This is a genomic window from Pseudomonas sp. PA-4-8C, from assembly GCF_021606625.1.
GTDB classification, from domain to species: Bacteria; Pseudomonadota; Gammaproteobacteria; order Pseudomonadales; family Pseudomonadaceae; genus Aquipseudomonas; species Aquipseudomonas lactis.
This window is the reverse complement of sequence record NZ_WKCD01000002.1, coordinates 1-12,998: the sequence shown is the minus strand read 5'-3', so window position 1 is coordinate 12,998 and position 12,998 is coordinate 1. Positions and strand designations below refer to the sequence as shown.

13 protein-coding genes are annotated in these 12,998 nt (G+C 57.2%); 3 read left to right on the top strand and 10 right to left on the bottom strand.

From position 1 onward, the window contains the following. Positions 1-10: 10 nt before the first annotated feature. The 8 genes from GIW04_RS00665 to mnmG all read right to left on the bottom strand — a co-directional run bounded on the left by GIW04_RS00665 (position 11) and on the right by mnmG (position 6,602). Positions 11-481 carry a F0F1 ATP synthase subunit B gene (locus tag GIW04_RS00665; protein WP_003195835.1) on the bottom strand — a complete coding sequence of 157 codons (471 nt, stop codon included), beginning with the start codon at positions 479-481 and terminating at the stop codon, positions 11-13. Positions 482-537: 56 nt separating this feature from the next. Then, positions 538-795 carry a F0F1 ATP synthase subunit C gene (atpE, locus tag GIW04_RS00660; RefSeq protein ID WP_002555987.1) on the bottom strand — a complete coding sequence of 86 codons (258 nt, stop codon included), beginning with the start codon at positions 793-795 and terminating at the stop codon, positions 538-540. 133 nt (positions 796-928) lie between these two features. Next, entirely contained in the window at positions 929-1,798 is an 870-nt protein-coding gene (gene atpB, locus GIW04_RS00655) for a F0F1 ATP synthase subunit A (RefSeq protein ID WP_003195886.1), read from the bottom strand. 16 nt (positions 1,799-1,814) lie between these two features. Beyond that, complete coding sequence (locus GIW04_RS00650) at positions 1,815-2,222, bottom strand: F0F1 ATP synthase subunit I (protein ID WP_010565865.1); 408 nt, start codon at positions 2,220-2,222, stop codon at positions 1,815-1,817. Positions 2,223-2,370: 148 nt separating this feature from the next. After that, the gene (locus tag GIW04_RS00645; RefSeq protein WP_003195890.1) at positions 2,371-3,243 is read right to left on the bottom strand and encodes a ParB/RepB/Spo0J family partition protein; all 873 of its coding nucleotides are present in this window, start codon (positions 3,241-3,243) and stop codon (positions 2,371-2,373) included. A gap of 9 nt (positions 3,244-3,252) precedes the next feature. Beyond that, the gene (locus tag GIW04_RS00640) at positions 3,253-4,050 is read right to left on the bottom strand and encodes a ParA family protein (RefSeq protein WP_003195891.1); all 798 of its coding nucleotides are present in this window, start codon (positions 4,048-4,050) and stop codon (positions 3,253-3,255) included. Between the two features lie 18 nt (positions 4,051-4,068). Continuing rightward, a complete protein-coding gene (gene rsmG, locus GIW04_RS00635) occupies positions 4,069-4,713 on the bottom strand; it encodes a 16S rRNA (guanine(527)-N(7))-methyltransferase RsmG (RefSeq protein ID WP_003195893.1) in 645 nt (214 codons plus the stop codon). Next, positions 4,710-6,602 carry a tRNA uridine-5-carboxymethylaminomethyl(34) synthesis enzyme MnmG gene (gene mnmG, locus GIW04_RS00630; protein ID WP_003195895.1) on the bottom strand — a complete coding sequence of 631 codons (1,893 nt, stop codon included), beginning with the start codon at positions 6,600-6,602 and terminating at the stop codon, positions 4,710-4,712. Before mnmG ends, rsmG begins: the two co-directional genes overlap by 4 nt. A 540-nt stretch (positions 6,603-7,142) precedes the next feature. Here mnmG and GIW04_RS00625 point away from each other — a divergent pair. The 3 genes from GIW04_RS00625 (at position 7,143) to GIW04_RS00615 (ending at position 11,120) form a co-directional block, all read left to right on the top strand. Then, entirely contained in the window at positions 7,143-7,649 is a 507-nt protein-coding gene (locus GIW04_RS00625) for a sigma-70 family RNA polymerase sigma factor (RefSeq protein WP_003195897.1), read from the top strand. Then, on the top strand, positions 7,649-8,593 hold the full coding sequence (locus GIW04_RS00620; protein WP_120247407.1) for a FecR domain-containing protein: 945 nt from the start codon (positions 7,649-7,651) through the stop codon (positions 8,591-8,593). Before GIW04_RS00625 ends, GIW04_RS00620 begins: the two co-directional genes overlap by 1 nt. Positions 8,594-8,729: 136 nt before the next feature. Beyond that, positions 8,730-11,120 (top strand): TonB-dependent siderophore receptor, encoded by a 2,391-nt coding sequence (locus tag GIW04_RS00615; RefSeq protein WP_183043758.1) that lies wholly within the window; start codon positions 8,730-8,732, stop codon positions 11,118-11,120. A gap of 18 nt (positions 11,121-11,138) precedes the next feature. Here GIW04_RS00615 and mnmE read toward each other — a convergent pair whose 3' ends face one another. Both mnmE and yidC read right to left on the bottom strand, forming a co-directional pair. Beyond that, positions 11,139-12,509 carry a tRNA uridine-5-carboxymethylaminomethyl(34) synthesis GTPase MnmE gene (gene mnmE / locus GIW04_RS00610; RefSeq protein WP_003195902.1) on the bottom strand — a complete coding sequence of 457 codons (1,371 nt, stop codon included), beginning with the start codon at positions 12,507-12,509 and terminating at the stop codon, positions 11,139-11,141. A 79-nt stretch (positions 12,510-12,588) separates the two neighbouring features. Continuing rightward, on the bottom strand, positions 12,589-12,998 hold a 410-nt coding region (gene yidC / locus GIW04_RS00605), incomplete at its 5' end, for a membrane protein insertase YidC (protein WP_236478919.1).

Sequence of the window (12,998 nt, the reverse complement as noted above, 5' to 3'; positions counted from 1 at the left end):
TCGCCCTCGCTTAAATTTCAGCAGCCAGTTTGTTAACCAGCTCCGCGTGCGCGTTTTGATCGATTGTGGCACCGAGGATCTTCTCAGCACCGCCAACGGCCAGAGCACCCAGTTGGGCACGCAGCGCGTCTTTGACACCGTTCAGTTCCTGTTCGATCTCGGCATGAGCCGAAGCCTTCACACGGTCAGCTTCGACGCGGGCTTTTTCAACAGCCTCTTCGACGATCTGGTTACCGCGTTTCTTGGCTTGCTCAATGATCTCGGCTGCCTGTGCTTTAGCTTCGCGCAGTTGCTGACCCACTTTTTCGTGGGCCAACTCCAGGTCGCGAGCTGCACGGCTGGCAGCGTCCAAACCATCCGCGATCTTCTTCTGACGTTCGTGCAAAGCCGCGATGACCGGAGGCCACACGAACTTCATGCAAAACACTACAAAAATGAAGAACGCAACGGATTGGCCAATCAGGGTTGCATTAATGTTCACGCCAACACCTCGCTCATTCGTTGTCCATCACCCCAATCACTCGAAAAGTCGAGTGATTAGCCAGCGAGTTGACCAACGAAGGGGTTCGCGAAGGTGAAGAACAGTGCGATACCAACGCCGATCATGGTCACGGCGTCGAGCAGGCCGGCGACGATGAACATTTTAACTTGCAGCATTGGGACCATTTCTGGCTGACGCGCTGCGCCTTCCAGGAATTTGCCGCCCAGCAGGCCGAAACCAATGGCAGTACCCAGGGCGCCCAGGCCGATCAACAGTGCAACAGCGATAGCGGTTAGACCAACTACAGTTTCCATCTTTCCTCCCGACTTTTACGTCGTATGGTTTAGGTTTTTTAGATTTTAAAGCGGTAAAACAAATCGTTTCATAGCCCTGTTGGGCCACCTTCCCGTTTGACCGGGAAGGACATCAGACTAGTCGAGACTGGTCTTAATGGTTCTCTTCGTGCGCCATCGACAGGTAGACGATGGTCAGCATCATGAAGATGAAGGCCTGCAGGGTAATGATCAGGATGTGGAACACAGCCCACGCCCACTGCAGAACTACGCCCAGGCCGCTAAGCCAGAGCAGACCGCTGCCGAACATCACAGCGATCAGAATGAACACCAGCTCGCCGGCATACATGTTGCCGAACAGTCGCAGAGCCAGGGAAATCGGCTTGGCGATCAGGGTGACGAATTCCAGCAGGAAGTTCACCGGGATCAGCAGGGCTTGAACGAAGATGTTCTTGCTGCCGAACGGGTGCAGGGTCAGTTCGCCGATGAAGCCGCCGATGCCCTTGACCTTGATGCTGTAGAAAATGATCAGCGCGAATACCGACAGAGCCATGCCCAGTGTGGCGTTCGGGTCAGTGGTGGATACGGCGCGGAATGGAATGTGCGGGTCGCCGGAGATCGCCATGGCCAACTGAGGAATCCAGTCCACCGGGATCAGGTCGACGGCGTTCATCAGGAACACCCACACGAAGATGGTCAGTGCCAGCGGTGCAATCACCGGGCTACGGCCATGGAAGCTGTCTTTCACGCTGCCATCGACGAATTCGACCAATACTTCAACGAAGTTCTGCAAAGCACCTGGCTGACCCGAAGTCGCCTTCTTTGCCGCCATGCGGAAAATCAGGACGAAGATCAGACCCAATGCGACCGACCAACCCAGAGTGTCCAGGTGGAAAGCCCAGAAACCCATTTCTTTGGCTTCTGCTGCGGTGTGGGCAAAGCCCCAGCCGCCATTAGGAAGCTGACCGAAGGTCAGGTTCTGCAAGTGGTGCTGGATATAGCCCGAAGCGGTTGTTTCTGCCATGGTTGCCTCAAACGCCCTAAGGTTTCGAAAGTCTTGTTTTCATTAGCAGGGGAGCGAACCAGCTGACCAGTTGGGTCAACACGAAGACGCCGAATACAGCCAGCGGCGCCAATGGCTTCACACCTGCAAAGGTCAGTGCAAACAGCACTGCCGTCAAAATCAGTTTCCCCGCCTCGCCGGCATAAAAAGACCGGACGATAGCCTGGGCTGCTCGGGCGCCGGAAAACCGAAAGGCCCTGTGAGCAAAATACATATTGGGCAGCAAGGCTATCAGGCCTCCGCAGAGTCCTGAATACCCGGCTACGACTCCATGCCAATACCAAAGCGCCAATGCGGCGATCAGCAAAATGACAAATTGAGCCAGTAGAACCGGAAAAACAGCCAAGCGATGGAACGGCAACGTGTTTGGCGTGCGGGTTTCCATCACTCTTGCTCCTCAATGGTCGGCTGCCGGAAATCAATAACTTGGCATAATTTGTGCCGACAAAATGCGCGCAGAGTATAGGGGCGGTTCAGCCCCTATTCAACTGTCGGGTAGTGATTTCCGATCACGCGCTACATAAGCAAATGTTTCAGCGGATGTGGGCAAGGACGCCTTGAAGCTCGTCAAGGGAGTTATATCCGATGACCAATTGCCCTTTGCCCTTCTTGCCGTGACGAATTTGCACCGCAGAGCCCAGGCGCTCGGCCAGGCGCTGCTCGAGTCGCGCGATATCCGGATCAGGTTTGGCGGTTTCGACCGGTGCAGGTTTGCCGCTGAGCCACTGGCGCACCAGCGCTTCGGTCTGACGTACGGTCAGGCCTCGTGCGACAACGTGTCGCGCCCCTTCAACCTGTTGATTTTCGGGCAAACCGAGCAACGCACGGGCATGGCCCATTTCCAGGTCGCCGTGGGACAACATGGTCTTGATCACTTCCGGCAGCGCGATCAAACGCAACAAATTGGACACGGTGACGCGGGACTTGCCCACCGCCTCGGCCACTTGCTGCTGGGTGAGCTGGAATTCCTGCTGCAAACGCTGCAACGCAATCGCCTCTTCGATCGGGTTGAGGTCTTCACGCTGGATATTCTCGATCAACGCCATGGCGATCGCGGTTTCATCCGGCACATCGCGCACCATGGCCGGGATGGTTTCCTTGCCGGCCTGCTGGCTGGCGCGCCAGCGGCGCTCACCGGCGATGATCTCAAAGCGGCCACCGCCAATGGGGCGCACCACGATAGGCTGCATCACGCCCTGGGCCTTGATCGAGTTGGACAGTTCTTCCAGGGCCTGGGGGTCCATGTCCCGACGTGGCTGGTATTTGCCGCGCTGGATCAGGTCCAGCGGCAAGTGCTGCAGCTCGCGCTCGTCGGCCTGCACCGCTTGTTCTTCAAGCGATGTGACGGTCGGACCACTCAACAGTGCATCCAGTCCACGTCCGAGACCTCGTTTCTTGACGGCCATGGGGGTTCCTTAAGTTGGCTGGGCTGCAGCGGTGCGTGAATTGCGGCGTTGACGGCGAACCATCTCGCCAGCCAATGCCAGGTAGGCAATGGCACCGCGCGAGGATTTGTCGTACGCCAGCGCGGGCATGCCATAGCTTGGCGCTTCGGCCAGGCGGATGTTGCGTGGAATCACGGTGTCGTACAACTGGTCACCGAAGTGTTCCTTGAGCTGCGCCGACACATCGTTCATCAGGCTCAGGCGCGGGTCGAACATCGTACGCAACAAGCCTTCGATCTGCAGTTTCGGGTTGAGCAACTCGGCAATGCGCTTGATGTTATCCACAAGGTCGCTCAGGCCTTCCAACGCGTAGTACTCGCACTGCATGGGGATAATCACCCCATCGGCGGCTACCAAGGCGTTAAGCGTGAGCATCGACAGCGACGGTGGGCAGTCGATCAAAATGTAATCGTAGTTGTCGCGAATGGGCGCCAGGGCGCTGCGCAGACGGCTTTCTTTCATCTGCATTTCCAGCAGCACCACTTCCGCCGCGGTCAGATCGCGGTTGGCCGGCAGCAGTTGGTAACCGCCGTGCTCGGAATAGTGCATGGCCTGGGCCAGGTCGCATTCGCCAATCAGCAAATCGTAGACCGAGTTTTCCAGGCCGTGTTTATCCACACCGCTACCCATGGTGGCGTTGCCCTGTGGATCGAGATCGATCAACAGCACCCGACGCTTGGTTGCGACCAGGGATGCTGCGAGGTTGATACAGGTGGTGGTTTTACCCACACCACCTTTCTGGTTCGCTATCGCGAATACCTTAGCCATTCTTGCTTGTGTTCCCTATCATGCCGTGCGGCGCAGTATCAGCAGATGGCGTTGGCCTTGGCAACCAGGTACGGCCAAGGCGTGTTCGCTATCGAGGTGGAAGTCTGCCGGCAATGCTAACAGCTCGTCGCTTGGATGAACGCCCTTCATTGCCAGCCAGCGGGTATCACGGTCGCCCAGGTGGCGCGTCCAGTTGCTGAAGTTCTCCATGCTGCTGAACGCTCGGGACACGATCCCGTTGAAAGGCAGTTCAGGTGTGAAGGCTTCGACACGACTGTGGATAACTTGCAGGTTATCCAGCTTGAGCTCGAGTTTGACCTGGGTCAGGAAGCGGGTTTTCTTGCCGTTGCTGTCCAGGCAGGTCACGTGGGACTCGGGAAACAGGATCGCCAACGGAATGCCAGGCATGCCGCCGCCACTGCCGACGTCGAGCCAACGGCCATTTTCGATAAACGGCATCACGCTGAGGCTGTCGAGCAAATGCCGCGACACCATCTCGTCCGGATCACGTACCGCGGTCAGGTTGTAAGCCTTGTTCCATTTGATCAACAGGGCCAGATAGCCCAGCAGTAACTCATGCTGGGCTTCGGTCAGGGCCACGCCCAACTGGCGCGCTCCTGTGGATAACTCTTCGGCGTGTTGCGAGGTGACCAACGAACTCAAGCGCTTTGCTCCAACTGACGGCCCGCGCCGCGTTTTTTCAAATGAATCATCAACAGCGAGATGGCTGCCGGGGTGACGCCTGGGATACGTGAAGCCTGCCCGAGGGTTTCCGGCCGAGTTATCCCCAGCTTGCTTTGAATTTCTTTCGACAACCCGGAAATCCCGGTGTAGTCGATATCCACAGGCAGCTTGGTGTCTTCACTGGCGCGCAGCCGGGCGATCTCGTCCTGCTGGCGATCGATGTAGCCTGCGTATTTGGTCTTGATTTCAACCTGTTCGGCAACCTGTGGGTCTTCTGCGCCGTGGCCAGTCACTTCGACCAGACCAGCGTAGTCGATTTCCGGACGGGAAAGCAGGTTGAGCAAGTTGTACTCATGGGTCAACGGCGTGCCGAATTTTTCCGCAATGGCGTCGCCCTGCTCCGTGCCCGGGCGAACCCAGGTACTCTTCAGACGCTGTTCTTCGAGCGCAATGCTTTCGCGTTTTTTGCAGAAGGCCGCCCAGCGGGCGTCATCGACCAGGCCCAGTTCGCGACCTTTTTCGGTCAAGCGCAGGTCGGCGTTGTCTTCGCGCAGAATCAGACGGTATTCCGCCCGAGATGTGAACATCCGGTACGGTTCCTGGGTACCCAGGGTAATCAGGTCGTCGACCAATACGCCGATGTAGGCCTCATCGCGACGCGGGCACCAGCTGTCTTTGCCCTGTGCACGCAATGCTGCGTTGGTCCCGGCCAGCAAACCTTGGGCGCCGGCTTCTTCATAACCGGTGGTGCCGTTGATTTGGCCGGCGAAGAACAGGCCGCCGATCACTTTGGTTTCCAGGCTGTATTTCAGGTCGCGCGGGTCGAAGTAGTCGTACTCGATGGCGTAGCCCGGACGCACGATGTGCGCATTTTCCATACCGCGAATCGACTGCACGATCTGGATTTGCACGTCGAACGGCAGCGAAGTGGAAATTCCGTTCGGATACAGCTCGTGGGTGGTCAACCCTTCCGGCTCGATAAAGACCTGGTGGCTTTCCTTGTCGGCAAAGCGGTGGATCTTGTCTTCGATCGACGGGCAATAACGCGGCCCAATGCCTTCGATCACCCCGGAATACATCGGCGAACGATCAAGGTTCGCAGCAATGATTTCGTGGGTACGGGCGTTGGTGTGGGTGATCCAGCAACTGACCTGTTTCGGATGCTGTTCCTTGGAGCCCATGAACGACATGACCGGAATCGGCGTATCGCCGGCTTGTTCGGTCATCACCGAAAAATCCACAGAACGCCCGTCAATACGTGGCGGGGTCCCGGTTTTCAGGCGACCGACCCGCAGCGGCAATTCCCGCAGGCGTTTTGCCAGAGCAATCGACGGCGGATCGCCAGCGCGACCACCGGAATAGTTCTGCATACCGATGTGGATAAGCCCACCCAGGAAGGTGCCGGTGGTCAGTACTACGGATTCTGCGAAGAAACGCAGGCCCATTTGAGTGACAACACCGCGTACCTGGTCCTGTTCGACGATCAGGTCATCGGCTGCCTGCTGAAATATCCACAGGTTCGGCTGATTTTCCAGGGTTTCACGTACCGCAGCCTTGTACAGAATACGGTCGGCCTGGGCACGCGTTGCACGCACGGCCGGGCCTTTGCGGCTGTTGAGCACACGAAACTGAATACCACCTTTGTCGGTGGCCATGGCCATCACGCCGCCAAGGGCATCGATTTCCTTGACCAGATGGCTTTTGCCAATCCCGCCAATCGCGGGGTTGCAACTCATGGCACCGAGGGTTTCCACGTTATGCGTCAGCAACAGGGTTTTTACACCCATGCGTGCTGACGCCAGTGCTGCCTCGGTACCGGCATGACCGCCGCCGATGACGATCACTTCAAAACGGGAAGGGAAATCCACCACGCACCTCGTGCCTGCTTATGTAGGTAATCAGGAATTGTTTGTTGAAAGGGTTTTAGAGCTTTGCGGGCAAGTATAGGGACTTAGCCCTTCCTAAAGAACCCTTTGCACAAAATTTAACCAGCTGTGGATGAATCACAGACAATAGAAATTAAAAGAGAGAAATTTATTAAATCTTTGTTTTTATGTTTATTTATACTGAGCACCATTTCTGTGGATAGATCTCTACAGCCCTTTATTTACAATGCGTACAGCGATTCAAAACGTTGTGATCATCTGCCAATGAGGCCCTTGGATAAGTGCTTTAAGCCTGTGGATTAAACCGGTGGTTATCCACAGACGGGTTTTTACTCAGGTTTCAGACCCTGTTATCAACTGGGCACAGGAGCGGTTATTCACAGGGCTTAATCCACAGAAACGCCAGATTTCGTCCACGGCAAGCTAGGAATTAATCCTGAGTAGGACAAAAAGAGATCTATTGTGGGAAAACACTGGGCCAGTTAATAATAGCGATTATCATTAACCCACCTTGTCGCGCCTATGCCTCCCTCTTCCCATACCGCAGCGGTCCAGCACATCTATGAGCAACATCATTCGTGGCTGCGCGGGTGGCTCAAGGGAAAATTGCATAACGCCAGCGATGCAGCCGATGTGGCCCACGATACGTTCGTGCGCATGCTCGGTGGACGTCACGCAGCGCAGATCCTTGAACCACGGGACTATCTGGCCACCATCGCCAGGGGCCTGGTGATCGACCGCTATCGCCGGCATGCCGTCGAACAGGCCTACAGGCAAACCCTGGCAGAGCGTCCTGAAGCCACGGCTATCAGTGAGGAAGACAAGGCAATCATCATCGAAACGCTGGTGGCTGTGGATAAAGCGCTGTCTGGGCTGGGTGAGCGGGCCCGCCGAATTTTCATGCTGGCACAGATTGAAGGGCTGACTTATCAACAGATCGCCGATCAACTGCAGGTATCACTGACCACGGTGAAGAAACACATGATCCGTGCCCTTACCGAGTGCTCCCTGATCATGGCCAGCCGGTAATGACCAACCCCGACCGCAAGACGTTCGAGGCCGCTGCCAGTTGGTATGTGCAATTCCAGTCGCAACCACCGACGCCGGCACAACATCAAGCCTGGCAGCAATGGCTTAATCGTGACCCGTCCCACCAGGCGGCCTGGAACCAGATGGAGCAGCTGCAACGCAGCCTCGGTGGCCTGCCCCCTGACCTCACGCGCCGCGCGTTATCCGCCACGCAACAGCGGCGCCAGGTACTCAAGTGGATGCTGGTGCTCGGCGGCAGTGGCTATCTGGGCTGGAACGTCCAGCAACATACGTCGCTGGGTAACGCATGGGCTGATTACCGCACGTCGGTGGGCCAGAGGCGACGCATCGAGCTGGCGGATGGCACGCAGATCAATCTCAATACTCATACCGCTATCGATGTGGCATTTGACGGGCGCCAACGGTTGATTCGTCTGCGCGAGGGTGAAGTACTTATCCACACCGGCAAAGGGGGTGGGCACTTACCGTTTTATGTAGAGACTCGCCAAGGCCGGGTCCAGGCGCTGGGCACCCGTTTTACTGTGCGCCAACTGCCGGACGCCACGCGGGTAGGCGTCTTGGAAGAACGGGTGGAGGTATCTCCCGGCGACCAACCCGAACTTCACCGAATTATTGGAGCGGGTGAGAGCGCAGAGTTTGATCGGCACGATGTGCGCCTTACCCAGGGGTATGGCGGTGTACAGGCAGCCTGGGTAGATGGCCAACTGATCGTACTCGATGCTCGGCTGGGAGAGGTTATCGATGAGTTGGCGCGCTATAGGCCGGGTGTGTTGCACTGTGACCAAGCGTCTGCGGGCCTGCGTGTTTCCGGTACCTTCCGTCTGGACTCAACCGATGCCGTCCTGGCCAACCTGCAAGCGAGCCTGCCGATTCAAGTGAAATACTTTACGCGCTATTGGGTGTCGGTCACCCGAATCGGCTGACCGAAAAAATAATCCACAGAGGGGTTATCTTTTTTTGACCTGGCGCGGCCCTACAGGTAATCACGACGCTACCTTCAGGGCTTACTCACCTATGCGCCTTCCCGCCCCGCTCCGCAAACGACTTTCCTGCCATGGCATGACCTACGGTCTGCAGCTCATCACCGCGACGACCGGTGTGTTGTTATCCACCGCCGTCATGGCCGCCAGCGCAACGCAACACTTTGCAATTGCCGCTGGCCCGCTGGACAAGGCCTTGAGCCAGTTTGCCGCCAGGGCCAATGTGATTCTGTCCTTCTCCCCCCAGCAAACCGCGCGTTTGAATTCACCAGGGCTGCAAGGTGATTACTCGGTGGACCAGGGCTTTGCGCTGCTGCTGCAGAACTCGGACCTGCAGGCGGTCGTACAGGCTCCCAACAGCTATGTATTACAGCCGGCACCTGCTGGCCAACTGACCTTGGCCCCTACCACCGTGAGCGCTTATCAACAGGGCGGTTTCAATCAAGAAATCGGCGGGGATGTAGGCTACAAGGCGCAGAACAGCCGCATCGGCACTAAGACCAGCACACCGCTGTCCGAGACTCCGCGTTCGGTGTCCGTTGTCACTGGCCAGCGTATCAAGGACCAGAAGTCCCAAACCCTGACAGAAGTGTTGGGCTACGTACCGGGGATCTTCGCCCCACCGTTCGCGGCCGGCGACGGCTTGGCAGGCGATCTGTTTTTCATTCGCGGTTTCAACGCTACGGATTACGGCTACGGCCTGCTGCGAGATGGCCTGCGGGTGCAAGGCAATCGATACGACACCACCAGCGAACCCTACGGCCTGGAACGGGTCGAGATTTTCCGTGGCCCTTCTTCCTTGCTCTATGGTGAAAACGCACCCGGCGGCCTGGTTAACCTGGTGAGTAAACATCCGACTGCAACCCCGCAAGGCGAGGTGCAGGTGAGTTATGGTTCGAATGATCGACGCCAGCTGGGTGTGGATATCTCGGGCCCGCTCAACGACAGTGACAATATCCTGGGCCGAGTGGTGATGCTGGGGCGTAAATCCGACACCCAGACCGATCACGTCCCCGACGATCGTCTGTATATCGCGCCATCCCTGACCCTGAACTTCGACGACTACAACACCCTGACGCTGCTGGCCAACTACCAGAAAGACCATACCAACCTGGAACTCGGCCTACCTGCAGCCGGCACGCTGCTTACCAATCCCAACGGCAAGCTGTCCAAACACACCCTGCTGGGCAACCCGGACTGGAACACCTTTGAACGCCAAGCGTGGAGCGCCGGCTATGAGTTCAGCCACAGCTTCAATGATGATTGGCAGTTCCGTCAGAACTCTCGCTATATGCAGTCACGCATCAACCGGCATGAAACCTGGCCAGGCACACTCAATAACGGCGGGTTCGGCACCCGGCTGAACATGAACGCCTACGACCGCTACAACAAATCGATGGTCTATTCCCTGGATAACCAGCTCGAAGGCAAGTTCCAGGTGGGCGGCCTGGAAAACACGGTGCTATTGGGCGCCAGCTATGACCGAACCTCGTTCAATCAAGACTGGGATGCGGGTTTCGCCGGCACCATCGATGTGTATAACCCGGTGTACCTGCGCGACCCGCTCACTCCACTGGCAGTGCAAAACACCTTGCTTGAACAGCAGATGAAAGGCGTTTATGCACAGGTCCAGAGCAAATACGACCATTGGCTCTTTCTGCTCGGCGGCCGCCAGGACTGGGTCGACAGCGACTACCGCGACAAGGTCCAGCCATCGAGCAATATCAACTCACAGGATCGTAAATTCACTTACCAGGGCGGGGTGATGTACCAGTTCGACAACGGCCTGACGCCGTATGTCAGCTATTCCACCGCCTTTGTCCCCGTGCAGCAGATCTCCAACGCCGGCTCGCCGTTGAAACCGATCACCAGCAGCCAATACGAATTGGGCATTAAGTACGAACCGATCGGCTGGGATACGGCGATGACCGTGTCGGTGTATGACCTGCGCAAGCAGGACGATACCTACCTGGATGCCACCACCAACAGCTATCGCCAAGTCGGTGAAAGTCGCGCAAAGGGCGTGGAAGTAGAGGTCAACAGCAACATCAGCGCCAACTTCAACGTGACGGCGGCCTATACCTACACCGACGCCCGGATAACCAAGGATTCGGCCACGTCGCTGGTGGAAGGCCGTCAAATGACGGGCGTGCCGCGTAACCAGGCTTCGGTGTGGGGTAAATATCGCTTCCTGGATGGCCAACTCAAGGGTTTCTCCCTGGGCGGCGGTGTACGTTATTTCGACAGTACCTTTGCCTACACGGCGCCGACGCTCTACGGCAAGCTGGATGCAGGAAGCGTCACCTTGGTGGATGCGGCACTGGGTTATCAGATCAATCCACACTGGTCGGTGGACCTGAACGCCAAGAACCTGTTTGACAAGGAATATGTATCTGGTTGCAACGATGCAGGGCGTTGCTATTGGGGCGACAGCCGTACCTTGCTCGGTACGGTGTCCTATAACTGGTAGTCGTTGTGGATAACTCGACTATTTGCCGATGCAGAAGCTGGAGAAAATCCGCCCGAGCAAATCATCTGAACTGAAAGCCCCGGTGATTTCACCCAACAGCTGCTGCGCCTGGCGCAGATCCTCAGCCAGCAGCTCCCCAGCCCCCGCCAAGGTCAGCTGGGCGCGCCCGTGCTCCAAGGCCGCGCTGGCATGACGCAGCGCTTCCAGGTGCCTGCGCCGCGCACTGAAGCTGCTTTCCGACGTCTGTTCGTAGCCCATGCAGGCTTTAAGGTGCTCGCGCAGCAACTCCAGACCGTCACCGGCCGATTTCGCGCTCAAGCTGATCGTGACGTGGCCATCTTCACTGGTTTCCAGGGCGATGGCTTCCCCCGTAAGGTCGGCCTTGTTACGGATCAAGGTGACTTTGGCTGGGTCTGGCCGTTGTTCAAGGAATTCGGGCCACAAGGCAAAAGGATCCACAGCTTCCGGCGCAGTGGCATCCACCACCAGCAACACACGATCGGCTTCGCTGATCGCCTTGAGCGCACGTTCCACGCCGATCTTTTCCACCTGGTCGTCGGTATCGCGTAAACCAGCGGTGTCCACCACGTGCAGCGGCATACCGTCGATGTGGATATGCTCGCGCAAGATATCCCGGGTGGTGCCGGCGATCTCGGTGACGATGGCCGCCTCGCGCCCTGCCAGAGCATTGAGCAGGCTTGATTTGCCGGCATTTGGTCGGCCGGCAATCACCACCGTCATTCCATCGCGCAGCAAGGCGCCCTGCCCGGCTTCGCGCAGCACTGTGGATAACTCATCGCGGACTTTATCCAGCATCGCCAATACGTGGCCATCCGCCAGGAAGTCGATTTCTTCTTCCGGAAAATCAATCGCGGCTTCGACGTAGATGCGCAGGCTGATCAGTTGCTCGGTCAAGTTATGCACACGCAGGGAAAAAGCCCCCTGCAATGAACGCAATGCGTTACGTGCAGCCTGTGCAGAACTGGCTTCGATCAAATCGGCGATGGCTTCGGCCTGGGCCAGGTCGAGCTTATCGTTCAAGAATGCGCGTTCGCTGAATTCCCCTGGTCTGGCCAGGCGGCAACCCAATTGCAAGCAGCGCTGCAGCAGCATATCCAACACCACAGGCCCACCGTGCCCTTGTAATTCAAGGACATCTTCACCGGTGAACGAGTTTGGCCCTGGAAAATAGATGGCCAGCCCCTCGTCCAATACGCTGTGGTCGGCATCCAGGAACTGGCCGTAATGGGCATAACGGGGTTTCAGCTCCCGGCCGCTGATAGCCTTGGCTGCCACGCCCGCCAATGGCCCGGAAATTCGAACGATGCCGACGCCGCCCCGACCTTGAGCGGTAGCGACAGCAGCGATGGTTTCACGAGGAGCGCTCATCAGCAGGTTCCAGAACAAAAGTGACGGAAAGCAAAACGCCCCACTAGGGGGCGTCTTGAGTGGTTATCCACAGAGTAAATTACGCCTCGGCTTTTTGGGTAGCCGCTTCGATTTTACGTGTGATGTACCACTGTTGAGAGATCGACAACACGTTGTTGACCACCCAGTACAGTACCAAGCCAGCAGGGAACCACAGGAAGAAGAAGGTGAAGATGATTGGCATCATTTTCATTACCTTGGCCTGCATCGGATCCGGCGGGGTTGGGTTCAGACGCTGCTGGATGAACATGGTCGCGCCCATGATGATCGGCAGGATAAAGAACGGGTCTTTGATCGACAGGTCAGTTATCCACAGCATGAACGGAGCTTGGCGCATTTCCACGCTTTCCAGGAGTACCCAGTACAGCGACAGGAACACCGGCATCTGTACCAGAATCGGCAAGCATCCACCCAGCGGGTTGATCTTCTCTTTCTTGTACAGCTCCATCA

Excerpts from the sequence above, each read along its gene's own strand:
- atpE (WP_002555987.1), bottom strand. The coding sequence starts at position 795 with ATGGAAACTGTAGTTGGTCTAACCGCTATCGCTGTTGCACTGTTGATC.
- atpB (WP_003195886.1), bottom strand. The coding sequence starts at position 1,798 with ATGGCAGAAACAACCGCTTCGGGCTATATCCAGCACCACTTGCAGAAC.
- GIW04_RS00650 (WP_010565865.1), bottom strand. The coding sequence starts at position 2,222 with ATGGAAACCCGCACGCCAAACACGTTGCCGTTCCATCGCTTGGCTGTT.
- GIW04_RS00645 (WP_003195890.1), bottom strand. The coding sequence starts at position 3,243 with ATGGCCGTCAAGAAACGAGGTCTCGGACGTGGACTGGATGCACTGTTG.
- GIW04_RS00640 (WP_003195891.1), bottom strand. The coding sequence starts at position 4,050 with ATGGCTAAGGTATTCGCGATAGCGAACCAGAAAGGTGGTGTGGGTAAA.
- GIW04_RS00625 (WP_003195897.1), top strand. The coding sequence starts at position 7,143 with ATGCCTCCCTCTTCCCATACCGCAGCGGTCCAGCACATCTATGAGCAA.
- GIW04_RS00620 (WP_120247407.1), top strand. The coding sequence starts at position 7,649 with ATGACCAACCCCGACCGCAAGACGTTCGAGGCCGCTGCCAGTTGGTAT.
- GIW04_RS00615 (WP_183043758.1), top strand. The coding sequence starts at position 8,730 with ATGACCTACGGTCTGCAGCTCATCACCGCGACGACCGGTGTGTTGTTA.
- mnmE (WP_003195902.1), bottom strand. The coding sequence starts at position 12,509 with ATGAGCGCTCCTCGTGAAACCATCGCTGCTGTCGCTACCGCTCAAGGT.